The organism is Chromobacterium alticapitis (assembly GCF_002924365.1).
Lineage (GTDB): Bacteria > Pseudomonadota > Gammaproteobacteria > Burkholderiales > Chromobacteriaceae > Chromobacterium > Chromobacterium alticapitis.
The window spans coordinates 12,939-37,283 of the sequence record NZ_PQWB01000032.1 but is presented as its reverse complement, the minus strand read 5'-3'; the positions used below and the strand labels follow the sequence as shown (position 1 = coordinate 37,283).

Below are 24,345 nucleotides of genomic sequence, written 5' to 3'. Positions count from 1 at the left end.
AAGTATCCCGTTTGCAAGGCAATATTTCAACGGCATTGCCTGCCGGCGGCGCGGCAATGCCTCCCGAGTGTTGCGGGGCGGCCTAGTCTTGCAGGCCGCGCTTGCGCAGCATGGGACCAACCGCGGGCGCTCGGCCGCAGAAGGCCTGGAAGCTGCGCTGCGGGTCGCGCGCGTTGCCGGCGCTGTAGACATGGCGGAGCAGGCTGCCCGCCAGTTCCGCGTCGAAAGCGTCGCCCTTGCGCTCGAACACGGCGAAGGCTTCCGCCTCCAGCACTTCCGCCCACAGGTAGACGTAATAGCCAGCCGCGTAGCCGCCATTGAATAGGTGGTTGAAATGCGGCAGCGAGTGGGCCAGGCCGGCTTCCGGCGGCAGGCCGTAGCGGCGGCAGAGGTCGCGCTCGAAGGCTTCTACATCGCCCACGCCATCGGCTTGCTGGTGCAGCTGCAGGTCGAGCAGGGCGGAAATGCAATAGCGCACTGTGGCGTAGCCCTGCTGGAAGTTCTGCGCGGCCAGTATCTTGGCCACCAGCGCCGGCGGGATGGCCGCGCCGGTTTCTACGTGGCGGGCATGCCGCTCGAGCACCTCCGGCACCAGCGCCCAGTTTTCCATCAGTTGCGACGGCAGTTCGACGTAGTCGCGCGGCACTTGGGTGCCGGACAGCCGCTGGTAGCGCACATGGGACAATAGACCGTGCAGGCCGTGGCCGAACTCATGGAACAAGGTGCGAACGTCGTCGAAGCTCAACAGCGTCGGCGAACCCTTGGCGAAATTGGTATTGTTGACGATGACGGGTAGCGAGACGCCGCCATGCTGGCCCTGGGCGCGATAGGCGCTCATCCAGGCGCCGCCCTTTTTGCCGGGGCGGGCGAAATTGTCGCTGAGGAATATGCCTAGCAACTGGCCGTTGCGTCTGACCTCCCAGCCTCGCACATCGGGGTGATAACGCGGCAGATCCTCCTTCTCTTCGAAGCTGAGGCCGAACAGGCGGCCGGCGACGTCGAACATGGCGGCCTGCATGTTTTCCAGGCTGAAGTAGGGCTTCACTTCCGCGTCGTCCAGCGCGTAATGCTCCAGCCTCACTTTTTCCGCCAGATAGCGCCAGTCCCAGGGCGCGATGTCATCGCTGAAGCCGAGTTTGCGCGCCATAGCCTGCAATTGCATTTTTTCGCGAGAGAACAAAGCCTTGGCCGGCTCCCAGGTTTGCTCCAGCAATTGATAGACCGCTTGCGGCGCGCCGGCCATGCGGTCGGTCAAGGCGTAGTCGGCATAGTCGGCATAGCCAAGCAAACGGGCCTGCCGTTGCCGCAATTGCATGATGCGCTGGATGATGGGGCGATTGTCGCGCTTCGGCTGCGTGCCGCGGCCGGTCCAGGCGCGCCAGATAGTCTCGCGCAGGTCGGCGCGGCTGGAGTGGGTGAGGAAGGTAGTGACGGAGGAGCGGGCCAGCGTCGCGGCATAGCCTTCCAGTCCGCGCTGGCGCGCGGTTTCAGCCATGGTTTCGCGCAGCGTCTCCGGCAGTCCGGCCAGTTCCGATTCGTCTCGCAGCTGCAGCGCGTATTCGGCCTCGTCCGCCAGCACGTTCTGGCCGAAACTTGCGCTCAGCGTGGCAAGCTCGGATACGCAGTCGGCGAACGCTTGCCGCGCCTCGCCTTGCAAACAGGCGCCGGACATCGTGAAGTCTCGGTGCAGCCGCTGCAGCAGGCGGCGCGCTTCCTCATCCAGCTCCAGCTCCGAGGCTTGTTGCATCACCGCGTCCAGGCGGGCGAACAGTCTTTCATCCAGGTAAATGGCGCTGTGGTGGGCGGCCAGCTTGGGCGCCAGCTCTCGCTCCGCGTCGCGCAGCTCCGACGAGGAGTGGGAGTTGCATAGGTTGTGGAAAACCAGCGAAACGCGCTTCAGCGGCAGGGTGGCCGCCTCCAGCGCCTCCGCGGTGTTGGCGAAGCTGGGCGGGGCCGGATCGTGGGCGATGCTTTCAATCGCCTGCCGGTGTTCGTTCATCAACAGCTCCAGCGCCGGCGCGAAGTGCTCGGCGCGGATCAGGTCGAAGGGCGGCAGTTGATGGGGTGTGCTCCAGGCTTGTAGCAAGGGATTGTTCATTTTCTATTTCTCTTTGTCGGTATGAGTCTGGCCCAGGCGCTCGTCGCGCAGCCGCGCCAGATTGCAAAGCGCCATCGCGTGTCCGCGCGCATCGTCCAGTGGCAAATGGCTGTGCTGGCTGGCAACGTTGTTGAGATGGGCGGGCCAGTGGCGGCGCTTGGCGCGGGTATAGGGCACGCCCAGCACGGCCATGGCATAGGATGGGATGTCCAGCCCGGCGATATGGAAGGCGACGCCGCCCCGAAAGCGGAAACTGTACCAATGCAGGAAGGCATAGTCGAACGAAGCGGGGTGCGACACCAGAACCGGTTCGCCGGGCAGGCCGCGCAGCCAGGCCTCGAAATCGCGCATCGCGGCTTCCGGGGGCACGCGGTCGCGCTGCAGAGCCGCCCAGGCGGCAGTCTGCGTGCGCCACCAGTCCATGGTGGCGGGATGCTCGCCCATGCCGTCGATCGGATATAGATTGCGGCTGAATTCGGCCAGAATGTCGCCGTCCAGCGTAAATGCTACCGCGGCGAAGGCCAGCATGGAGTGCATGCCGGCCACCGGGCCATTGCTTTCAATGTCCACGCAGACCAGGGTTTCGATAGCTTGGTCCATGGCTTCAGGGCACCAGCAGGGCCTCAGTCCAGCCGCCGTCTTGCAAGCGGTGCAGCCGCCGGTCATGCAGCCGGTCAGTTGGCGAGGCCTGGCTGATTTCCAGCCATTCCGGCTTCAGCAGCAGCCGCGAGACGCCTGGAGGCGCGGCGACGTCGTCTTGCCATGCCGCCTCCAGCTCCGCCAGTTCGCTGAGCAGCGTCTGCCGCGATGGCAAGGCGCTGCTTTGCGGCCGCATGCGCTGATGGTAGAGATCGGCCAGTCGGCTGGCCTTGGGCTTGGCCTGCCAATCGCGCCGCACGGCTTCGGTTTGCGCCAGTTCGGCCGCGCCGCGCACGCGGTATTGCGCCATCAGGGCGGGCCAGAAACCGGACAGTTCCCATTTGCCGTTGGCTTGCCAGTGGCGGATCTTGGGGCTGTGCGCGTTGACCAGCAGGGCGATGCCGTTTTCGTCCAGGCTGCGCAGCGTGACGATGCGCGAGGCCGGCTGGCCTTGCTCGTCTACCGTGATCAGGGTGGCGAAGTGGGCGCAGGGATCGGCTTGTGAGATGGCGGCTCGATGCAGCGCGCCGAGTCGCGTCATGGGTGTCGTCATGGCGGTGCCTACCTTGTCGCTTGGAAAGAAAAAAGCCAGCCCTGGCAGGGCTGGCCAGGGCGAAGCGGGCTTAACGCAGGCCGCGTTTTTCCAGCATGGCCTCCGCGTTCGGCTCGCGGCCAAGGAAGGCGCGGAAGGCGGTGCGCTGCTCGCGGGCGTCGCCGACGCTGTAGATGTGGCGGTACAGCTTGTCCGCCAGCGCCGGGTCGAACGGATCGCCGGCGGCTTCGAACGCGGCGAAAGCTTCGGCCTCCAGCACCTCCGCCCACATATAGACGTAGTAGCCGGCGGCGTAGGCATCGTCGGAGAAGATGTGGCCGAAGTGCGGCGGGCGGTGGTTCATGCCGGCTTCCGGCGGGATGCCCAGCCGTTCGCGCTCGAGCGCCTCGAAGACGGCGATGTCCTGGCCGTCGGCGTCGGTCCGCTCATGCAGCGCCAGGTCTATCAAGGTGGACGCGGTGTAGCGCACCGTTTCGAAACCTTGGTTGAAGTGGCGCGCCGCCTTGATCTTGGCCACCAGCTCCGCTGGAATGGCGGCGCCGGTTTCAGCGTGGCGGGCGTGCTTTTCCAGCACTTCCGGCACCAGCGCCCAGTTTTCCATCAACTGCGACGGCAGTTCCACGTAGTCCCACGGGCTGTTGGGGCTGGCCAGAAGCCGGTATTCCACATTGGACAGCAGGCCGTGCAGGCCGTGGCCGAATTCGTGGAACAGCGTGCGCACGTCGTCAAAGCTTAGCAAGGTCTGTCCATGGCCGGCCTTGGCGAAGTTGTTGTTGTTTACCACGATGGGCAGGATTTCGCCGCCGTTGCGCGCCTGCCAGCGGTAGACGTGCATCCAGGCGCCGCCGCGCTTGCTCTGGCGCGCGTAGTTGTCGCCCAGGAACAGGGCGATCACCTTGCCTTCGCGGCTGACGTCCCAGGCGCGCACGTCCGGATGGTAGAGCTTGAGGTCATGGCGCTCGGCGAAGCTGAGGCCGAACAGGCGGCCCGCCACATCGAACATCGCCGCGATCATATTGTCCAGGCCGAAGTAGGGCTTGATCTCGGCGTCGTCCAGCGCGTAGCGGGCGATGCGCACCTTCTCCGCCAAGTAGAACCAGTCCCAGGTTTGGATGTCGGTCGGCTCGCCCAGCTTGGCGGCCTCCTCGCGCAGCATGGCCTTTTCCGCCTCGAAGCGGCCCTTGGCCGGCTCCCAAACCTGATCCATCAGCGCGTGCACCGCGGCCGGCGTGCCGGCCATGCGGTTGGCCAGCGCGTAGTCGGCGAAGCTGGCGTAGCCCAGCAGCTTGGCCTGCTCCACGCGCAAGGCCAGAATTTCCTTGGCCAGCGGGCGGTTGTCGCGCGCCGCATGCTCGCCTCGGCCGGTCCAGGCGCGCCAGGCTTGTTCGCGCAGCGCGCGGCGCTGCGAGAAAGTCAGGAAGGGCACGATGGACGAGCGCGACAGCGTGATGGCCCAGCCCGGCCGCTTGCGGGCTTCGGCCGCGGCGCGGGCGGCGTCCAGCAGAAAGGGCGGCAGGCCGGCGAGGTCCGCCTCGCCCAGTTGCAGCGCGTATTCGCTTTCGTCGGCCAGCACGTTTTGGCCGAAGGCGGTGGTCAGCTCGGCTAGCCGGGAGATGATGGCGGCGTAGCGTTGGCGCGCCTCGCCCTGAAGTTTGGCGCCGGCGCGGACGAAGTTGCGGTGGATCAGGTCCAGCAACCGGCCCTGCTCCTCGCTCAGGCCCAGACTGTCGCGCCGGGCATGAACGGCGTCGAGTCGGGCGAAGAAGCCTTGGTGCATGTGGATGCGGCTGTTGTGTTCAGCCAGCTTGCTCGCCATGACGCGTTCCACTTCCTGCAGCGCGGGCGAGGTTTCCGATGAGGTCAGGTTGTCCAGCAGCAGTTGGGCGCGTTCCAGGCGCAGGCCGCTGCGGTCGAAGGCGGCGGCGGTGTTGTCGAAGCCGGCCGGCTCGCTCTGCGCGGCCAGCGCGTCGATTTCAGCCAAGTGAGCGGCGAACAGCGCGTCGAAGGCGGGTTCGAAGTGCTCGGGACGGATTTGGTCGAATGGCGGCAACTGGTGGGGAGTGTTCCAGTCCTGCAGCAGGGGGTTGGCGTTCATGGCGCTCTTCTCTGTCGGTTGAGGAATGATAGTTTCCGCCATGACTTTAGCATGTTTGGCGACAAGGGAGGAGGGGCGTCCGTGCCCGACGGAATTGCGGGCTGAGCGGCTGGGACACTCAGTTTCCTGAGTGGGGACTACCGGTAAGCTGGGATGGCGGCTCGTCCGGAGGCTGGCCAGAATCAGACCAAGCAGAGAGTGTCGCCGCCAAGTCGAGACTTTCTATCTTGTCCTTTCTGGGAGCAAGACCATGAAATCGTCCATCCGCCTGCCGTTCAGCCTGACCGCGCTGCCCCTCTCCCTGGCGCTGGCGTGCGCCGCGCTCTTGATCGCTTGCTTAGGCCTTCATCCCATCTCCGCGGCGGCGGCGGGGCTGTCGCTGGCGCTTGGCGGGATGGTTTGCCTCTGGCTGCGCGCGGTGACGGATCGTTTCGTCGACGCCTCGCAGCAGCGCAGCCGAGCGATATCGCAAGCCGAAGGCGCGCTGTTGCGCGATCAGGCGGCCTATCTGGACGCGCTGCGTTCGACCTGTCAGGCCATGCTGCCGCGCTGGCGCAAAAACGTGGAGCTGGTGCGCCACCAAACCGAATCCGCCATCGACGGGCTGGTGGCCGAGTTTCGAGATATACGCGGCCGGCTCAAGAGCGCCCTGGGCGCCTTCGCCAGCAATGGGCAGGATGATCTGGCCTTGACGATAGGCGGCGCGCGCGACGAACTGGAGGCCATTTTGACCGAGCTGAAAGCCGCGACGGCGGCTAAGCGGCAAATGATGGGCGATATCGCCGCCCTAGTGCAACTGACCGAAGATTTGCAAAAAATGGCTGTCGACGTGGGCGATATCGCCGCGCGTACCAATCTGCTGGCGCTGAACGCAGCGATAGAGGCCGCCAGGGCGGGCGAGAGCGGCCGAGGCTTCGCCGTCGTGGCCGATGAGGTCAGGAAACTGTCCAATCTGTCGGCCACCACCGGCGCCAGCATTCGCGAGAAAGTGTCGACCGCCAATCAATTGGTCGGCGGCGCCCTGGCCGCCGCCGAGCGGCTGTCCAGTGAGGATCAGCGCCTACTCGCCAGTTCGGAAAACGCCATCGCGGCGACGCTGGCCCGCATCAACCAGGCGGCTGATGGCTTGGCGGCCTCCAGCGCCAGCCTGAGAGCGGAAAACCAGAATGTTAGCGAGCAGATCGAGCAAGTGCTGGTGAATCTGCAATTTCAGGATCGCATCGCGCAGATTCTGGGTTGGGTGCTTTCGGATATGGGGCGGCTGGATCACAAGCTGACGCAGGACGAAGAGCAGGCCCGTCTGGGAGACGCGCCGGAACCTATCTGCGCGGAAGCATGGGTGGCGAAAGCCGAGAGCCAGTACACCACTTTGGAGCAAATGCCGCAGCGGGTCCATGTGTCCGCGCCATCCGGCATGATTTTGTTCTAGCGCCGCGGCTGCCTGGCCAGGACATAGAAGCTGGAGAATCGGCGGATTAAAACATGACAGCAGTACCTTGCAGTGGGTTTGGACCAAAGGGGAAGTCGCGCTCGATCTTGGGTCAGGATTCGGTCGCAATCTGAAGCGTTATTTATCAGGGAGTACACCATGGCTTTATTTGATAACCGCCAGCGCGCCGTAACCGCATCGTTGACGCTTCTGATTGTGTTGACGGTATTTACCGATATCGCGCTTGGCATCGCGCATGGCGGCGCCAATGAAAGCGCCAGGATTTGGCTGGATGCAGTCCTGTTGGCCAGCGGCGTTTCTCTCTTGCTGTTAGCGGCTACGGCCTGGTTCTCCCGCAGCCAGGGGCGAGGCTTGCCGGCCATCGCCGCGGGCTTGGAACAAATGGCCGGCGGCAATCTGAATATGCGGCTCGATACTAGCGGCCATGACGAAGCCAGCCGCATCGCCCAGCTTGCCATGCAAATCCAGACAGGCTTGCAGGCGTTGCTGGCGGACATGAAGAGCATGTCGGCCGAGCATGAGGCGGGCGATATCGATGTCCGCATGGACGAGGCCAAGCATCAGGGCGCGTACCTCGAAATGGTAAGCGGCATCAATCAGATGGTGGCCGGCCATATCGCGGTGAAGAAAAAGGCCATGGCTTGCATCAAGGAGTTCGGCGAAGGGAATTTCGAAGCGCAGCTGGAGGTATTTCCGGGAAAGAAGCGCTTCATCAACGATACGGTGGAGGAGATGCGCGCCAATATCAAGACTTTTATCGGCGAGATGAACCATATGTCGGCGGAACATGATGCGGGCGATATCGATGTGAGGATAGATGAATCCAAATTCAAGGGCGCTTATCGCACCATGGCGGCGGGCGTCAACAATATGGTGGCCGGCCATATCGCGGTGAAGAAAAAGGCCATGGCCTGCATCAAGGAGTTTGGCGAGGGAAATATGGACGCGCCGCTGGAGGTGTTTCCAGGCAAGAAGCGTTTCATCAACGATGTTGTCGAGCAGGTGCGCGTCAATATCAAGGCGTTGGTCGCGGATACCGACGCGCTGGTCCAGGCCTCGCTGGATGGGCGTCTGGAAGTCCGGGCCAATGCTAGCGCGCATCGAGGCGATTTCCGGCGCATCGTCGAGGGCATCAACAAGACGCTGGATGGCATGGCTGGACCGGTGAAGGAGGTAATGCGCGTGATGGAGGCGCTGGCCACCGGAAACCTGACTTGCGCGGTCGAGGGGCAGTACGCGGGCGATTTCGACCAGCTCAAGCGCTCGGTCAATACCAGCGTCGATCAATTGGCCCAGACCATACGCCAGGTGAGCGAGGCGATAGAGGAGATTTCCAGCGCCTTGAACCAAGTGAACAGCGCGTCGCAGTCTTTGTCGCAGAACGCGACCGAGCAGGCGGCCAGCCTGGAGCAGACAACGTCGTCGATGGAGGAAATGTCGGTTTCCATCGCCCAGAACACGGAGAACGCGGTGGTGACGGACGGCATCGCCACCCAGTCTGCCAAGGATGCGATCCGCGGCGGCGAGGCGGTGGACGGAACCGTGCGGGCGATGCGCGCCATCGCCGACAAGATAGGCATCATCGACGACATCGCCTATCGGACAGACCTGCTGGCGCTGAATGCGGCCATTGAAGCCGCGCGGGCGGGCGAGCATGGCAAAGGCTTCGCCGTGGTGGCGGCCGAGGTCAGAAAGCTGGCCGAGCGCAGCCAGATCGCGGCGCAGGAAATCAGCGGCCTGGCGGCCGGCAGCGTGCAGACGGCGGAGCAGGCGGGGCAGCTGCTGTCTGAAATGCTGCCGTCCATCAACCAGACGGCGGACCTGGTGCGCGAAATCACGTCGGCGTCGAACGAGCAGAGCATAGGCACAAGCCAGATCAACGAGGCGATGAACCAGCTGAACCTGACCACGCAGCAAACCGCCTCCGCTTCGGAAGAGCTGGCGGCGACTGCGCAGACGGTGGCCGAGCAGGCGGAGCTGCTGCGCAATCTGATGAGCCAGTTCGAGCTGCGAGAGTCGCAAGGCTACGCCATGCGCGACACCCTGGCCATGATGAGAAGCGGCGGCCGTTCCTACGCCTGAGGAGCCGCCGCGTGGCGCGGCGGATGAGTGGAAGGGGGAATGCGGCGTATTACGGCGCGGCTTCCCCGTCAGGGAGAAATGCATGGCTGGCAATCCAATATCCAATCCGAGTCTGGCTGCCGGCGCTGCGCAGCCGGAGTCCAGCGGCGGCAAGCTCTATCTCGCCTTCAGTCTGGGCGGCAATGCCTACTCGATCGAGATCGAGCGGATTCGGGAAATCATCGAGTACGACACGCCGACGGCGGTGCCCATGATGCCGCTCGCGGTGTGCGGGGTGATCAATTTGCGCGGCGCGGTGGTGCCGGTGCTCGATCTATCGGTGCGCTTCGGCCGCAGCCCCATCGTGGTGAGCCGCCGCAGCTGTTATGTGATCGTGGAGGTGGAGCATGAGGGCGCGCGGCATGTCATCGGCCTGTTGGTGGACCGCGTGACTGCCGTGGTGGAGATAGACGATGCGGAAATCGAGCCGCCGCCGGCGTTTGGCGCGCAGATCCATGTCGATTTCATCGCCGGCCTGGCGCGCCATGAAAATCACTTCCTGATTATTTTGAATATCGCCAGAGCCTTGTCGATAGCGGAAATGTCCGCGATGGCGAGGATGGATGAGCAGGGCATGCGGCAAGCCGATCTGGTTTGACGCTCATATCCTCAAGGAGGGAAGAATCATGGCAAAACTGATACTGATTGTGGATGATTCCGCGTCGCTGCGCTCCGTCGTGGCCATGACGCTGACGGATGCCGGCTATGAGGTGATCGAGGCCTGCGATGGCGTCGACGCCCTGTCCAAGCTGAAGGGGCAGCGCGTCAGCCTGGTCATCTCGGACGTGAACATGCCGAATATGGACGGATTCACCTTTGTCCAGGAGCTCAAGAAAAACCCGGTGTACAAGTGCGCGCCGGTGATCATGCTGACGACGGAGGTGGCGGAGGACAAGAAACAGGCCGGGCAATCCGCCGGCGCCAAAGCCTGGATGGTCAAGCCGTTTCAGCCCAAGCAAATGCTGGCGGCGGTTGAATTGCTGGCGAGCTGAACATGGACTGGCGCCTGGAGTTCGACGCGGAAACGGGGCGGCACCTGTTTCAGGGTGAGTTGGGCGTTTACACCGTGCATGAGGTGCAAAAGGCCTGGATGAGCGTGCTGGAGACCGCTGGCGCACTCTGCATCGATCTGGCCGGCGTCACGGAAATCGACACCGCCGGCTTGCAACTGATGCTGTTGGCTAAACGGCAGGCCGGCGACAGTATGCGCTTTTGCAATGCAGCCGGCGCGGTGCAGGACGTGGTCAGGCTGGTCAATTTGCACAGCCTGCTGGAGCCGGACCACGCCGCTTTTCCTGGATCCCATGAGGGGTAATCGCTATGAGAAACGACGCCATGTCCGCCGCTTTCGCCATTTTCATGGAAGAGGCCCGCGAGCTGATCGGCCAGATGGAGGCCATCCTGCTGAGATTGGAGGCCGGCGACGCCGACGCGGACGATTTGCCCGCGCTGTTCCGCTGTGCGCACACCATCAAGGGCTCGGCCGGCATGTTCGGCCTGGACGAGGTAGTGCGCTTCACTCATGTGGTGGAAAGCGTGCTGGACGAGTTGCGCAGCGGCGCCTTCGCGTTTTGCCCGGACTTGGCCAGCGTCTTGCTGGATTGCCAGGATCACATCAGCGGCTTGATCGAGGCGCTGGCGGAGGGCGAGGCGGCGGACGGCGCGCGTAGCGATGAGTTGATTCCCTTGCTGTCCCGCTGGTTGGACAAGGAGGAAGGGACCGGCGAAACGGGTGGCCAGCCGGCGACTGGCGCAGGGGAGGCCAAGCGCATGGAAGGGGATGTGGCGGCGTCGCCATTCTGGCATCTATCCTTGCGCTTCGCGCCGTCCATGCTATGCGATGGCATGGACCCGCTCAAGTTCATCCATTACCTGAACCATTACGGCAGCATCCGGCATGTGGAAACGATAGCCGATCATCTGCCGGAATGGGATGCGGCGGACCCGCAGCAGTGCTACCTGGGTTTTGAGATCGCGCTGGACAGCGGGGCAAGCGAAGAGGAGATCGCCAGCGTCTTCGCCTTCTGCGCCGACAACGCCAGCATCGTCATCCTGCCGCCGCGCAGCCCGCTGGAGAAATTCTTGCGCCTGACCGAGTTTTTGCCGGAAGCGTCCGGCCGGGTCGGCGAATTCCTGCTGGCTTGCGGCTCCTTGACGCCGGACGAGCTGTACCGGCTGTTTGTCCTGCAGATGGGGGACGACGCTTCCCCTAAGGAGACGGACGGCGCGGCCGAAGCGGCTCCGCTGGCTGCGCAGGACAAGCCCAGGCGCGAGGAGGAGCGGCGGCCGGCGGAGGGCGGCAGCCTCAAGGTTCCTGCCTGCCGGCTGGATGCGCTGATAGACCGAGTGGGCGAGTTGGTCATCGCCGGCGCGGTCAATCAGGCGCAGGCCGCAAAAACCGCCAATCCGTCGATGCTGGAGGCGGCCTCTCAGCTCTTGTCGCTGGTGGAGGGCGTGCGCGACATGGCGCTGCAGCTGCGCATGGTGGCGATAGGCGAGGTTTTTTCCCGTTTTCCGCGCGTGGTGCGCGACGTGGCGAAAGAACTGGGCAAGGAGATAGCGCTGTGTATTTCCGGCGCGGAGGCGGAGCTGGACAAGTCCATGGTGGACAAGGTGGCGGACCCGCTGATGCATTTGTTGCGCAACGCCATGGATCATGGCATCGAACCGGTGGAGACACGGATCGCGCGCGGCAAGCCGATGCAGGGCACGGTGTCGCTGAAGGCTTACCATGAGTCCGGCGCCATCATGATAGAAGTGGCGGACGACGGCGGCGGCTTGGATCATGAGAAGATACTGCGCAAGGCGGTGGAGAAGGGCATCGTCGCGGAAGGCGCGAACCTGTCCCCGCATGACATCCACCAATTGATCCTGGCGCCCGGATTCTCCACCGCCGAGCGCGTCACCAATCTGTCTGGCCGCGGCGTCGGCATGGATGTGGTGAGAAGCAATATCGAGGCCCTGCGGGGCACGCTGGAGATAGCCTCGGAATATGGCCGCGGCACGACCATGCGGCTGTGCCTGCCGCTGACGCTCGCCATCATCGATGGCTTCCATGTCGGCGTGGGCGACGCGCAGTTCATCGTGCCGCTGGACATGGTTGTGGAGTGCCTGGAGCTGCCGCCGGACCTGGACGGCTTGGATTACATGGACAAGGACGGCGTCGCCTTGCCGTTCGTGCGGCTGCGCCAATTGTTCGGGGAGCGCGGTCCGGCCCATCCGCGGCCGCGAGTGGTCACGGTCAGCTTTGCCGGCAAGCGCATCGGGCTGGTGGTGGACCGGATCTACGGCAAATGCCAGACCGTCATCCGGCCGCTGGGGTCGCTGTTCCAGCATGTGCCCTGCGTCACCGGCTCCACTATCCTGGGCGATGGCGAGGTGGCGCTGATTCTGGACGTCGTCAGGCTGATCCAGGGCGTGATGGCGCGCGAGTCGCAGACGCGGCGCGGCGCCGCCCATGCGCAGGGCGGCGCGACGGCGTCGACGATATGAGCAGGGGCCAACCGAAAATCAGAGTGCTGATCATCGACGGCTCGGCCGCGGCGCGCCAGCTCATGAGCCAGATGCTATCGAAAGAGCCAGGCATGGAGGTGATGGGCGCGGCCTCGGATCCGCGGTTCGCGCTGGCCAAGATGGCCTGTGCCTGGCCGGACGTGATTGTGTTGAATATCGACATGCCGCGCATGGATGATTTGTCCTTCCTGCGCAAGCTGATGCTGGAGCGGCCTACCCCGGTGGTGATTTGCTCCCCGCTGGCGCAGGGCGGCGTGGCGGATATCCTCGCCAGGCTGCCAAAGGGGATGGATGCATTTCTACGGGAAAGCGGGGGCGATCTCGCCGCGGCCATACATTGCGCCGCTGTATCCATGGCGGATCGTCCCCGCTTATTTGGCGGCATCCAGCAGTTCGACTAGCTCCTGCCGCAGCCGCCCGCGCATGCATGCGTCCACCTGCGCCAGATCCAAGGCCAGCCAGGCGGCGAGCCTATGCTCCAGCTGCAGGCACCGTCGGCTCAATTCCGGCAGGCCGAAGGTGCCCGCGGAGCCGGCGAGCTTGTGCAGGCGCGCCAGCAGCTCGATATAGATTGGGCGATCCGCCTCGCCGCCGTTCAGGCGGGCGGCCAGCGTCCGCAGCGTCGTCAGGCGCGGGCCTAGTTGCGCTTGATAGCGCGCGCGCAAGTCCGCCATCCTTTTCTCCGCATCGGCCGCATCCACGATATTCCCTTTCCCAAATCGCCATGAGTGGGCGGATTCACGCCTCACTTGAGGGTGGCTTTGTAGTCCCACGGCTCCAGGGCGCTCAGCAATTTGGCGGTGGAGGAGGCATGCATTTTTTTCAGCACCGTGCTGCGGTATTGTTCGGCGGTGTTGAGCGTGACGCTCAGGTTGTCAGCGATTTGCTTGCTGCTCATGCCAGCCGCTATCTGCTCGAACACCTGTCTCTCGCGCGGCGTCAGATTTGCCAACCTGGCCATGAAAACCTCCCGCTCGCGCTTTTTCTGTTTCCGCTGCGGCAGTTGCTGCAGGCACTGTTGAACACAGTCCAGCAGCTCCTGGCCTTGTATCGGCTTTTGCAAAAACTCCACCGCGCCGTCCCGCATGGCGTCCACCACCACGCGGACATCCGCATGCGCGGTCATGAAGATGACGGGAAGCTCGGGCGTGTCTTTTCTGATGTGTCGCTGCAGCTCGATCCCGCTCATGCCGGGCATGCGGAGGTCAACCACCACGCAGGCGCAATGGGGCCGCTGAGCGTCTTCGATGAACTCGCGGCCATGGCTGTATCCGGTCACCGGTATTTTCAGGCCATGCAGCATCAGGCACAGCATTTCCCGCAGATCGTCGTCATCGTCGATGACGGCGACGAAATCCTCATGGGTCATTTTTCACCTTTTCGCCTAGATGGAACGAGGAGGTCTGGGGCGGGACTCAAGATGACTTCTTCGTTTCTCCCGCCGCAGGAAGGTTTGCGCCGGATGTCCGTTTCAGCAGCGCTCGAATCCGGCTCGGCAACTCCATGGCCTGGAAGGGTTTCTCGATGACGCCGGCCGCGCCTAATTGTTCCAGTTTTTCGATTTCGTGCTTCTGCGCTTTCGCCGTGATGAACACGATAGGCGTCCTGGCCAGGGCCGGAATGGCTTTCAATCTTTTGAACGCGTTGGGGCCATCCATTTCGGGCATCATGACATCCAGCAGGATGATGTCCGGCGGCGCCGCGGCGGCGGCGGAAAGAGCGTCCAGGCTGGATGCAAACAGCCTGACTTCCATGTCCGCTTCCTGGTCGAATGCGAAGTCGAAAATGCTTCGGATGTCCGGGTCGTCGTCGATAAACATCAACTTGAACTTGCGCTTAGGCATGGCGTTCCCTGTTTTGATCGCGCGGCGGCAGTCTTCCGCACACTCAAGCGCGCCGCGATTGCGTCTGGTTTTGCAGAATGCTCAATATGGCTTGCGTCAGTTGCGGAGCGGCGGCGTGGCCGGGCAGCCAATGAATGCGCAAGCCGTCCTTGCGGATGGATTTAAGATAGGTCTGCTCGATGTGGTCCGACATCAAAATTGAAATGGCGCGGCTTTTGAGCGGGGCATCGATGATGTTTTCCAGCAAGGCCTGGCTTTCGGCTTGGGGCAGATCGATGAGAATGGCTTGATACGGCTGGTGTCGCAGCAGCTCAAGCGCAATATCTCCGCGGTAGGCGCAATCGCTTTCCATGCCGATTTCCGCCAAAGCCGCTCGCAAAGCGTCGAAATCGCCGGCATGGCTTTCGCAAATCAAGGCTTTGCCGATGGCTGGCTGTGGCGCAGGGGCGGCCGCTAGGTCAAAAAAGAAGGTGGTGCCGGCGCCCATCGTGCTTTCGTAGTCCAGCGCGCCATGGTGACGTTCGATAATGGCTTTGCTGATGTTGAGGCCCAGGCCGGCGCCGCCTTTTTCTCGGGTATCGGACTTGTCCGCCTGCGAGAAGCGTTTGAAAATCTCGCCGCGAAAACTTTCGGGTATGCCGCGGCCCTCGTCATGAATTTTTATCCGGTAGCGGTCCTGGATTGGCAGAACGGAGATTTCGACTACGCCTTGGCGCGGGGAGAATTTCACGGCATTGGACAGAATGTTGGATAAAACTTGCAGCAAGCGGTTTTGATCGCCCAGGATATGCGCGCCGCCCAGCGTGTTGAGGACGCGCAGCGCAATCCCGTTTTGGTTGGCATAGCCCTCGTTGCATTTCACGGATTGCTGGACGAGTTCGCTGATATCGATTTTGTCGAAGTCGAACGCCAAGTGTCCCGATTCTATTTTCCCCAAATCCAGAATGTCATTGGCCAGCAGGATGAGGCGATCGCAATTGCGACTGGCGATTTCCAGCAGTTGCCGCATCTTGGGCGGCAAGCCATCGCCAGCCATGCCCAATGCCAGATTCAGCCCGCCATGGATGGACGTCAGCGGCGTGCGCAGCTCGTGGCTGACCGTGGAGATGAATTCATTTTTGACGTTCTCCATTCTCTTGCGCTCGGAGATGTCGCGCGCCACGGCCACCCACATGGCGCGGCCTTCTTGCAAGGACATCTCGCGGATGGAGAGTTCCAGCGGAAAAGCGCTGCCGTCGCGGCGCCGGCCGGTGACTTCTGTTGTCTTGTCGTCAAACTGGAGTCCTTCAGTCGGACCTGGGCCGGGCGATGCGATCAAACCATGGATGGGCTGGCCGACGATTTCCTCCATCTCATAGCCGAATATCCTGCAGGCGGCGAGATTGGCGCTTTCCATCCCGCCATCCGCGTCTATCGTGATGATGCCGTCCGCGGCCGTGTCCAGCACGGCGCGCAGCCGCGCGTCGGAGTCATGCAGCTGCCGGATGAGATCGACCGCCGGTTGCATGAGCATCATGTCCACAGTTAGCGCGGCCAGGTCTCTCAGCGCGGACAACTGCTCGGGACTGGGTTGGCGCGGCACGCGATCGATCGCGCACAGGGTGCCCAGGCGCACGCCGCCGCCGATATCCAGCGGCGCGCCGGCATAAAAGCGGATGTGGGGATTGCCGGTCACCAGCGGGTTGTCGAGGAAGCGTTGATCCTCATGGGTGTCCGCGACGCAGAAAATGTCGCTGCCCAAAATGGCGTGTCCGCAAAAGGAAATGTCGCGCCCGGTTTGCCGGGCATCTAGTCCTTGGTGCGACTTGAACCACTGTCGACCGGCATCGACGAAGCTGACCAGGGCGATGGGGACTTGCATGATGTGCTGGGCGAGCCGGGTGATGCGATCAAAGCGCTCCTCCGGCGGCGTATCCAGAATGTTCAGCGCATGCAGCGCCGCGATGCGCTTGTCTTCATTGCTAGGCTGGTCAGGCGTCTGCATGGGTGTCCCGGCGTTTTTATCCGTCATGCCATGAAGAATAGATTCCGGCTGCGCCGCGAACAAACGGTTCCCGCCAGGAGGAGGCGGGCTATGCGCGTTCCTTGCGCGGCGTCACACATTCTGCGCGATATGCCACAGCACGCCGGATGGGTCGGTCAGTGGGAAATCCAGCATGCCCCAGGGCTGTTCCTTCAGTTCGCCGATTTTGACTTGGTATCGCTCGGCGATGCCGCGGCGGATAAGCTCCGCATGCCAGGCGGCGGCGTCTTCGACCAGCAGGTGCATCATGCAGTTGGCGGCGAAATCGGGGTGGAAATAGTCTTGCAGCAGGAAGCTGCAGTTGCCGTGGGCGAAATAGGCTACGCCGTGGCCGGCGTATTTCATTTCGAAGCCGATGTCCTGGTAAAAGACCTGAGATCGCTGGAAATCGCGGCTGGGAACGAAGGCCTTCAGTTCCACTGAGTTCAGATTTGGCATGCCATTGTCCTTGCTTGGGGCGAAAGAAAGCCCGCCGCGGCGAGCCGGGCGGGCTGGCATCGCCATATTAGGCGAGCCTGGGTTCGTCTTCCAGCATCGCGACATCGGGCAGGCCGGAGCGGAACACCGCCTGCTGCAAGGTCTCAATGGCCTTCTTGCGGAAGAACTGCTTGCGCGTGACCAGCAGCACGCGGCGCTGCGGCGCCGGCTGGCTGAAGGGCACCACGGACAACAGCGACTCGTCGCCGGGGCCGACCGAGGTGGCCGGCATCACGGTGATGCCCATGCCGCTGGCCACCATATGGCGTATGGTGTTCAGCGAGCTGCCCTGCAGCGCGCTGGCCAGGTTGTGGCCGTGGCTCTGGCGGCTGGACAGCTCGCTGCAGGCTTGCAGCACCTGATCGCGGAAGCAGTTGCCGGGGCTGAGCAGCAGCACGCTTTCTTCGGACAGCTGGCAGGGCTCGATGGCCGGCTGCTTTTCCCAGGGATGGCCCTTGGGCGTGGCGACGACGAAGGGCTCGTCGTACAGCGGCCAGGCCTCGATGCCGGTTTCCTCGAACGGGTCCGCCACGATGATGGCGTCCACCTCGCCGCGCTTGAGCATTTCCGCCAGCCGCGAGGTGTAGTTCTCCTCCAGGATCAGCGGCATGTCCGGCGCCAGGATGCGCAAAGCCGGGATCAGCCGCGGCAGCAGATAAGGGCTGATGGTGAAGATCACCCCCAGCTTCAACGGCCCTGCCAGCTCGTTCTGATGCTCTCCGGCCAGTCGTTTGACCGCGTCGGCCTCTTCCAGCACGCGCTGCGACTGTTCGATGATGCGTTCGCCTATCTCGGTGACCGCCACTTCCTGGCCGCCGCGTTCGAACAGGGTGACGCCGAGTTCGTCCTCCAGCTTCTTGATGGCGATGGACAGCGTGGGCTGGCTGACGAAGCAGCTCTGGGCCGCGCGGCCGAAGTGGCGCTCGCGCGCCACCGCCACGATATAGCGCAGTTCGGTCAGCGTCATGGCTTAGCGTTGATGCTCCGGCAACACGATGTTGACCTCCAGGACTTCATAGTCGTCCTGGCGCTCCACCTGCACCTTGATGTCTTCCAGGTTGACGGACACGTATTTGGAAATCACTTCCATCAGCTCGCGCTGCAGCGCCGGCAGGTAGTCGGGCGCGTGGCGGCCGTTGCGTTCGTGCGCCAGGATGATTTGCAGGCGTTCGCGGGCGATGGCGGCGGATTTTTGGCGCTTGCCAAAAATCATATCGATCAATGACATGGCTTAACCTCCGAACAGGCGCTTGAGGATGCCCACCTTGGGAGCGTCCAGGAAGCGCATCGGGCGCTGTTCGCCCAGGAATCGCGACACCACGTCGGTGTACGCCTCGGCCACGTCGCTGCCTTTCAGGTGGATGGCCGGCGTGCCGGCGTTGGACGCCTGCAGCACGCTCTGCGATTCCGGAATCACGCCGATCAGCGGCACGCGCAGGATTTCCTTCACGTCCTCCACCGACAGCATTTCGCCCTTGTCGACGCGGCCCGGCGCGTAGCGGGTGATCAGCAAGTGCTCCTTCACCGCCTCGCGGCCTTCCTCGGCGCGTTTGGACTTGGAAGACAGAATGCCCAGGATGCGGTCTGAGTCGCGCACGGAGGACACTTCCGGATTGGTGACGATCAAGGCCTCGTCGGCGAAGTACAGCGCCATCAGCGCGCCCTTCTCGATGCCGGCCGGGGAGTCGCAGACGATGTAGTCAAAGCCGGCGTCGGCCAAGTCCTTCAGCACTTTTTCCACGCCGTCCAGCGTCAGCGCGTCTTTGTCGCGGGTTTGCGAGGCCGGGATGATGAACAGGTTGTCGCAGTGCTTGTCCTTGATCAGGGCCTGGTTCAGGCTGGCCTCGCCGTTGACCACGTTGATCAGGTCGTACACCACGCGGCGCTCGCAGCCCATGATCAGGTCCAGATTGCGCAGGCCGACGTCGAAGTCGATCACGGCAGTCTTGTGACCGCGCAAGGCCAGGCCGGAGGCGAAGCTCGCGCTGGTGGTGGTTTTGCCTACGCCACCTTTGCCGGATGTCACAACGATGATTTTTGCCACGGGGCTTTCCTCTAAGGTATTACTCGCCGAGCGCGCTCATCACCAGGCGCTCGTTTTCAAGATAGATTTGGGTGGGCTTGCTCAGAATGCTGTCGGGCAAGGCTTGCTCAATGGTGCGGTACACGCCGGCGATGGAAACCAGCTCGGCCTCCATGCTGCGCGTGAAGATGCGGGCGTTGTGGTTGCCGCGGGCGCCGGCCAGCGCGCGTCCGCGCAAGGGCGCGTAAACGTGGATATTGCCGTCGGCGATGATTTCGGCCCCGGTGTTGACCATGGCCAGCACGATCAGATCGCCGCCTTTGGCGTAGATTTGCTGGCCGGCGCGCACCGGGCGGTCGATGATCATGCACGACGGCGCGGGCGCGGGCGCAGGCGCCGCGGGCGCGGCCTCGGGTCTGGTTGCCGGTTCCTGCACTGCCTGCACCGAGCGCGGCTGGGCGGCGCTGTTGGCGAAGGCCAGGCCGAAGCGGCTGGCGACGGCGGCCAGCGCGTTGTCCGGGTGGCGCAGGGCCACGGCGCGGATGCCGCGGCGGCTCAGCAGCGGCAGCAGGCGGCCCAAGTCCAGCTCGGCCGGTTTGGGCAGGGCCTCCACGTCCAGCACGAAGGCTTCGGCCGGGGCGTCGTTGGTGTTGCCGAAACGCGCATCCAGAGCCTGGCTCAGTTCGTCCAGGTTGTCGGTGCGCAGCAGGAGGGCCAGCAGATCTAGGCTGGCGGATTTGATGTCGAAGGCGTTGGCCACGGGGCTCATGTGTATGGCTTTAAATAGATTTCTTCTATTGGGGCGAGTGTACTGGCTTGGCGTCGGGCTTTCAATGGCTGCTTTGCAGCCATGGCGGCGGTTTCGACGCGGGATGCGGGGCCGGCCTGGCGCCGCGATCGCTGCGTTGCAAAAAAACACGGGGCTGGCTTGTCCGGTAGGGCAGGTGCCGGATTGTCATCAATGTGGAATGATCGTGTAGTAAAAACTGTGCAGAAATAGCCGCTTAGTTTATTGTGCAGCGCAGCAAATGCTTGACCTGACGTTAGCGTAAGCGGTAAAGTGCGATTGTTGCGCTGCAGCAACCTTGCGCGGAACGCCAGTATTGCTGCTGTATCGCTGATTGCAGTGTCCCCCCGACATTCTAGGAGCTGATGACATGTTTACCACTACGCAAGAACTTTCCGCCCTCGGTCAATCGCAGTTCGACAAGGCCGTTCGTCTGTCCTCCATCGTGCTGGCCGGCGCCGAGCGTTTCGCCAGCCTGCAGCTGGACCTGTCCCGCAAGCTGCTGAACGACAACGCCGAGGCATTCAAGGCGCTGACCGAAATCAAGGACGTTAAGTCCCTGGGCGAAGTGCAAAGCGGCCTGGCGCAACCGGCGCTGGACCAGGCTTTCTCCGCCGCCCGCAATGTGTACGACGCCGCCCTGGCCACCCAGAACGAGCTGACCGCCTTTGTCGAAGAGCAGATCGCCGAGAACAACAAGGCGCTGCAAACTGGCCTGGATCGCCTGTCCAAGAACGCCCCGGCCGGTTCCGACGTGGCTGTGTCCGCGCTGAAGACCCTGTTGAACACCTCCACCGCCGCTTTTGAGAGCGTGTCCAAGACCGCCAAGAAGGTCAGCGCCGAAATCGCCGAAGCCGGCGTGGAAGCCGCTACGCATTCCGCCAAGGCCGCCAGCGCCGCCGTCGCCCGCAAGAAGACGACCGCCACCGCTGCCTGATCCGGCTCGCTGCTCCGGAAAACGCAACCCGCCCCGGCTTGGCCGGCGGCGGGTTTTCTCATGGTTGCGGGCGCTCTGCGCGCAGCAGTTCGGATAGCTGTTTCAGCAAGCCCTCCCAGTCCTGCTGCTGCGGCAGGGTCAAGGCGATGCCGCGCGCCAGGGCGGCTGCGTAATGTTGAGCCGCGGCCGGCAAGGGCGAAGGGTAGGGCGGCGCCAGGCCGACGCGTTCGGCTAGATAGGCCGCCGCCAGTTGCCGCAGCTTGTCGGCCAATTGCCATTGCTCGCTGAGCAAGCGCTCCCATTGCAGTGCGCGCGGCTGGGTTTCGGGCAGATCCAGGCCGCTGCGGCCTGCATGCAGCAACGCGTCGAACACGCGTTGGCAGAAACGCGCGCTGTGCAGCGGACCGCAATGCAGCCAGCAGCCTGGCTGCGGCGCCAGCGCGTCCAGCACTTGCCAGGCGGCGCTGTCTGGAAGTGGTGCCTGGCCGACCAGCAGCATGAAGCCGTGCTCGGCGCCGGGCGCGGGCCAGTTCCCCGCCAGCTCGATGCACTCGATGCCGGCATGGCGGCAATATTCCGCGCGGGCGGCCAACGGGTGGTCGCCGTCTTGGGCCAGATCCAGCCAGCATCCATCCAGCTCCAGCCCCGTCCAGCCGGCTGGGAGGCGGGAGGCCGCGTCATCGCACCGCGCGGCCGCCAGCCCTTGCACCTCAAGGCGGCGCAAGAACCAGGGCAGATGCGGTGCGAGTCCCCGCATGCGGTAGGAAACGGGCATGTATGGATACCACGGAAGCGCCAAATGGCTGGGTTCTGAATAGCAGCGTGGCAGAGCATGTCCGCCACGGCAAACCATTATCCGGTGGAATGCTGATATTGTGCAATGCAGCAATTGCAAGGCATGAAAAAACCGGCCAGCGGCCGGTTTGTCTCGCGGAGAGCAGCTTACTTGCCGAAGCGCTCGATGCCTTCCACCAGTTCGGTCTTGGCGTCTTCCAGCGTGCCCCAGCCCTGGATCTTGACCCACTTGCCCTTTTCCAGATCCTTGTAGTGCTCGAAGAAGTGCACCATCTGCGCGCGCAGCAGTTCCGGCAGGTCTTCCAGCTTCTGGATGGACTTGTACATCGGGCACAGTTTTTCCACCGGCACGGCGACCAGTTTGGCATCCACGCCGCCATCGTCTTCCATCTTGATCATGCCCAGCGCGCGACAGCGCACCACCACGCCCGGGGGCAGCGGGAACGGGGTCACCACCAGCACGTCTACCGGATCGCCGTCGCCGGCCAGGGTTTGCGGCACGAAGCCGTAGTTGGCCGGATACATCATGGAGGTGCCCATGAAACGGTCAACGACCAGGGTGTTCCATTCCTTGTCGAATTCGTACTTGATCGGAGCGGCGTTGGCGGAGATTTCGATGACGACGTTGAAGTCGCCCGGCATATCCTTGCCCGGGCCGATGCTTGCGAGATTCATGGCGCGCAATCCTTCGTGTGAGTAATAAACGGGTTTTAACCGGCTGATTATATCAGCTGCTGCCTGCGCTGTGCCCGCAAGGTATAATCAGCCGTTTGACGCCATTCACGCGAGGAAGAACGCGCCGATGCTGGACAAGTTGATCACCGAACTGGACAAGGGCCTGCGCACGCTATGCGCGCCGGCGCACTCCGCGCGCGCGCATCCGGACCAGAACATCGAAGAGGCCGAATTGAGCGCGGCCCAGAAGAAACACGCGCTGGGTCTGATGCGGGTCAATCATTGCGGCGAGGTGTGCGCCCAGGCTTTATACCAAGGCCAGGCGCTGACCGCGCGCGATCCGTCGGCGCGAGAGGCTTTGAAGCAGGCGGCGCAGGAGGAGGTAGAGCACCTGGCCTGGACCGAGCGCCGCATCCGCGAGCTGGGCGGCCGCCCCAGCCTGCTCAATCCGCTGTGGTACACCGGCTCGCTGGCGATGGGCGTGGCGGCCGGCGTGCTGGGCGACAAGTGGAACCTGGGCTTTCTGCAGGAAACCGAGCGCCAGGTGGGCGCGCATCTGGACAGCCATCTGCGCGAGCTGCCGGACGGCGACGAGCGCAGCCGCGCCATCGTCAGCCAGATGCGCGACGACGAGCTGCAGCATGCGGAAATGGCGCATGAGCTGGGAGCGGCGGAGCTGCCGACGCCCCTGAAGGCGGCGATGAAGCTGTCCGCCAAGCTGATGACAGGCAGCAGCTACCACGTGTGACCCAACCGTTCCATTCCTACCCAAGCCGGCCATGCGCCGGCTTTTTGTTTGTCCTGGCTCAAGCCGTGCCGATTTTTCGCATGCCTCGTTCATATCCTGTCAACCAATGCCTCCTCGCTTGATCAAGGTCTACAGCCTGGCCGGGCGCTTGCCCTATAAACGGTGGCAAGCACAAACGGCTTCATGCGTGCCTCCCCCATGGCGCATGCATGATGGCAAGGAGGGGGTATGTGGACTTTCTGGATTGAATTCGCGCTGTTGCTGACGGCGATACTGATCGGCATCCGGCGCGGCGGGGTGGCGCTGGGCATGATAGGCGGCCTGGGCGTGGCCGTGCTGGCCTTCGTGTTCCGGGTGGCGCCGGCCGAGCCGCCGATCACGGTGATGCTGATCATCCTGGCGGTGGTGACGGCGTCGGCCACGCTGCAGGTGGCGGGCGGGCTGGACTTCCTGGTGCAGCAGGCGGAAAAGGTGATGCGCAAGCATCCGCAGCAGATCACCTTCCTCGCGCCGCTGTCCACCTTTCTGCTGACCATGTGCGTCGGCACTGGGCACGCTGTGTATTCCTTGCTGCCGGTGATCGCCGACGTATCCTTGAAAACCAAGATCCGGCCGGAGCGGCCGATGGCGATGGCCAGCGTGGCCTCGCAGATGGGCATCACCGCCAGCCCGGCCGCAGCCGCCGTGACGTCCTTGCTGGCGATGACGGCGAAAAGCAGCCAGCCGCTGACGCTGTGGCAGATTCTGATGGTCACGATTCCCGCCGGTTTGATCGGCTTGCTGGCTGCAGCTTTCTGGAGCCTGAAGCGCGGCGCCGAGCTGGACCAGGACCCGGAATACCAGGCTCGGCTGCAGGACCCGGAATTTCGCGCCTCGATAGAAAAATCCGTGACCACCCTGGACAAGGTGCTGCCGGCGCATGCCAAGCCTTCCGTCATCCTGTTCTTCACCGGCATTCTGGTGGTGGTGTTGCTGGCACTGTTCCCGCACTGGCTGCCGATGGATGAGAAGGGCAAGACGGTGCCGATGACGACGGCGGTGCAGTTCGTGATGCTGGCCTTCGGCGCCTTCATCCTGTTTCTGTCCAACGCCAAGGCCGCCACCATCGCCCGTTCCGAAGTATTTACCGCCGGCATGATCGCCGTGGTGTCCATCTTCGGCATCGCCTGGATGAGCGATACCTTCGTCAAGGCCAACGAGGCTTTTCTGGTCGACAACATCAAGGTGATGGTGGCCTATGCGCCCTGGACCTTCGCGCTGGCCATGTTCGCCGTGTCGGCCTTCGTCAAGAGCCAGGCCGCCACCTTGACCATCATGGTGCCGTTCGGACTGGCGCTGGGGCTGAGCCCGCATCAGCTGCTGGCCATCATGCCGTCCTGTTACGCCTATTTCTTCTTCGCTTTTTATCCGAGCGACCTGGCGGCCATCAATATGGACCGCAGCGGCACCACCCGCATCGGCAAATATTTGCTTAACCACAGTTTCATGATGCCGGGCCTGATCGGGGTGGGCGTGTCCACGGTAGCAGCCTACGCATTGACGCATTTTTACTTCTGACAGGGGAATC

Annotated in this window: 25 protein-coding genes; 10 read left to right on the top strand and 15 right to left on the bottom strand. The window is 63.4% G+C overall.

Features of this window, described 5'->3' with window-relative positions:
* Positions 1-82 precede the first annotated feature (82 nt).
* From C2I19_RS08885 to C2I19_RS08870, 4 genes are all read right to left on the bottom strand, one after another.
* Complete coding sequence (locus C2I19_RS08885) at positions 83-2,098, bottom strand: M3 family metallopeptidase (protein ID WP_103902348.1); 2,016 nt, start codon at positions 2,096-2,098, stop codon at positions 83-85.
* A 3-nt stretch (positions 2,099-2,101) separates the two neighbouring features.
* Positions 2,102-2,698 (bottom strand): 3'-5' exoribonuclease domain-containing protein, encoded by a 597-nt coding sequence (locus tag C2I19_RS08880; RefSeq protein ID WP_158253671.1) that lies wholly within the window; start codon positions 2,696-2,698, stop codon positions 2,102-2,104.
* 4 nt (positions 2,699-2,702) lie between these two features.
* Positions 2,703-3,278: a pyridoxamine 5'-phosphate oxidase family protein gene (locus C2I19_RS08875; RefSeq protein ID WP_158253670.1), complete on the bottom strand. Its 576-nt coding sequence runs from the start codon at positions 3,276-3,278 to the stop codon at positions 2,703-2,705.
* A gap of 82 nt (positions 3,279-3,360) precedes the next feature.
* Entirely contained in the window at positions 3,361-5,385 is a 2,025-nt protein-coding gene (locus tag C2I19_RS08870) for a M3 family metallopeptidase (RefSeq protein WP_103902345.1), read from the bottom strand.
* A 250-nt stretch (positions 5,386-5,635) separates the two neighbouring features.
* Here C2I19_RS08870 and C2I19_RS22445 point away from each other — a divergent pair, with 250 nt between their 5' ends.
* The 7 genes from C2I19_RS22445 (at position 5,636) to C2I19_RS08835 (ending at position 12,870) form a co-directional block, all read left to right on the top strand.
* On the top strand, positions 5,636-6,814 hold the full coding sequence (locus tag C2I19_RS22445; protein WP_103902344.1) for a methyl-accepting chemotaxis protein: 1,179 nt from the start codon (positions 5,636-5,638) through the stop codon (positions 6,812-6,814).
* Positions 6,815-6,973: 159 nt separating this feature from the next.
* Complete coding sequence (locus tag C2I19_RS08860) at positions 6,974-8,917, top strand: methyl-accepting chemotaxis protein (protein WP_103902343.1); 1,944 nt, start codon at positions 6,974-6,976, stop codon at positions 8,915-8,917.
* An 82-nt stretch (positions 8,918-8,999) separates the two neighbouring features.
* Complete coding sequence (locus tag C2I19_RS08855; protein ID WP_103902342.1) at positions 9,000-9,554, top strand: chemotaxis protein CheW; 555 nt, start codon at positions 9,000-9,002, stop codon at positions 9,552-9,554.
* Between the two features lie 28 nt (positions 9,555-9,582).
* Positions 9,583-9,948, top strand: coding sequence for a response regulator (locus C2I19_RS08850; protein ID WP_103902341.1), 366 nt, complete (start codon positions 9,583-9,585; stop codon positions 9,946-9,948).
* A 2-nt stretch (positions 9,949-9,950) separates the two neighbouring features.
* Entirely contained in the window at positions 9,951-10,271 is a 321-nt protein-coding gene (locus tag C2I19_RS08845; protein WP_103902340.1) for an STAS domain-containing protein, read from the top strand.
* A gap of 20 nt (positions 10,272-10,291) precedes the next feature.
* Positions 10,292-12,448: a chemotaxis protein CheA gene (locus tag C2I19_RS08840; RefSeq protein WP_103902339.1), complete on the top strand. Its 2,157-nt coding sequence runs from the start codon at positions 10,292-10,294 to the stop codon at positions 12,446-12,448.
* Between the two features lie 23 nt (positions 12,449-12,471).
* Positions 12,472-12,870, top strand: coding sequence for a response regulator (locus C2I19_RS08835; protein ID WP_158253669.1), 399 nt, complete (start codon positions 12,472-12,474; stop codon positions 12,868-12,870).
* Here the strand turns inward: C2I19_RS08835 and C2I19_RS08830 are convergent.
* From C2I19_RS08830 to minC, 9 genes are all read right to left on the bottom strand, one after another.
* Positions 12,841-13,143: an Hpt domain-containing protein gene (locus C2I19_RS08830; RefSeq protein WP_103902337.1), complete on the bottom strand. Its 303-nt coding sequence runs from the start codon at positions 13,141-13,143 to the stop codon at positions 12,841-12,843. The two genes, C2I19_RS08835 and C2I19_RS08830, sit on opposite strands and share 30 nt — an antisense overlap.
* Positions 13,144-13,214: 71 nt before the next feature.
* Positions 13,215-13,838 (bottom strand): response regulator transcription factor, encoded by a 624-nt coding sequence (locus C2I19_RS08825; RefSeq protein WP_103902336.1) that lies wholly within the window; start codon positions 13,836-13,838, stop codon positions 13,215-13,217.
* Positions 13,839-13,884: 46 nt separating this feature from the next.
* Positions 13,885-14,313, bottom strand: coding sequence for a response regulator (locus C2I19_RS08820; protein ID WP_103902335.1), 429 nt, complete (start codon positions 14,311-14,313; stop codon positions 13,885-13,887).
* 43 nt (positions 14,314-14,356) lie between these two features.
* Entirely contained in the window at positions 14,357-16,297 is a 1,941-nt protein-coding gene (locus tag C2I19_RS08815; RefSeq protein WP_158253668.1) for an ATP-binding protein, read from the bottom strand.
* A 111-nt stretch (positions 16,298-16,408) separates the two neighbouring features.
* On the bottom strand, positions 16,409-16,774 hold the full coding sequence (locus C2I19_RS08810; protein ID WP_103902455.1) for a VOC family protein: 366 nt from the start codon (positions 16,772-16,774) through the stop codon (positions 16,409-16,411).
* 67 nt (positions 16,775-16,841) lie between these two features.
* Entirely contained in the window at positions 16,842-17,780 is a 939-nt protein-coding gene (locus C2I19_RS08805; protein ID WP_103902333.1) for a hydrogen peroxide-inducible genes activator, read from the bottom strand.
* Positions 17,781-17,783: 3 nt separating this feature from the next.
* Complete coding sequence (gene minE, locus C2I19_RS08800) at positions 17,784-18,041, bottom strand: cell division topological specificity factor MinE (protein WP_011136924.1); 258 nt, start codon at positions 18,039-18,041, stop codon at positions 17,784-17,786.
* A 3-nt stretch (positions 18,042-18,044) separates the two neighbouring features.
* The gene (minD, locus tag C2I19_RS08795; RefSeq protein WP_103902332.1) at positions 18,045-18,857 is read right to left on the bottom strand and encodes a septum site-determining protein MinD; all 813 of its coding nucleotides are present in this window, start codon (positions 18,855-18,857) and stop codon (positions 18,045-18,047) included.
* 19 nt (positions 18,858-18,876) lie between these two features.
* Positions 18,877-19,605 (bottom strand): septum site-determining protein MinC, encoded by a 729-nt coding sequence (gene minC / locus C2I19_RS08790; protein ID WP_103902331.1) that lies wholly within the window; start codon positions 19,603-19,605, stop codon positions 18,877-18,879.
* Between the two features lie 388 nt (positions 19,606-19,993).
* Here minC and C2I19_RS08785 point away from each other — a divergent pair, with 388 nt between their 5' ends.
* Positions 19,994-20,560 carry a phasin family protein gene (locus C2I19_RS08785; RefSeq protein WP_103902330.1) on the top strand — a complete coding sequence of 189 codons (567 nt, stop codon included), beginning with the start codon at positions 19,994-19,996 and terminating at the stop codon, positions 20,558-20,560.
* A 58-nt stretch (positions 20,561-20,618) separates the two neighbouring features.
* Here C2I19_RS08785 and C2I19_RS08780 read toward each other — a convergent pair whose 3' ends face one another.
* Together C2I19_RS08780 and ppa are read right to left on the bottom strand one after the other, a co-directional pair.
* A complete protein-coding gene (locus tag C2I19_RS08780) occupies positions 20,619-21,335 on the bottom strand; it encodes a hypothetical protein (protein WP_103902329.1) in 717 nt (238 codons plus the stop codon).
* Between the two features lie 167 nt (positions 21,336-21,502).
* Positions 21,503-22,030, bottom strand: a complete 528-nt coding sequence (ppa, locus tag C2I19_RS08775) for an inorganic diphosphatase (protein WP_103902328.1) — start codon at positions 22,028-22,030, stop codon at positions 21,503-21,505.
* Positions 22,031-22,157: 127 nt separating this feature from the next.
* On the opposite strand from ppa, the gene coq7 reads away from it, so the two are divergent.
* Complete coding sequence (coq7, locus tag C2I19_RS08770) at positions 22,158-22,778, top strand: 2-polyprenyl-3-methyl-6-methoxy-1,4-benzoquinone monooxygenase (RefSeq protein ID WP_103902327.1); 621 nt, start codon at positions 22,158-22,160, stop codon at positions 22,776-22,778.
* Between the two features lie 228 nt (positions 22,779-23,006).
* Complete coding sequence (locus C2I19_RS08765; protein ID WP_103902326.1) at positions 23,007-24,335, top strand: anaerobic C4-dicarboxylate transporter; 1,329 nt, start codon at positions 23,007-23,009, stop codon at positions 24,333-24,335.
* The last annotated feature ends 10 nt before the right edge of the window (positions 24,336-24,345 follow it).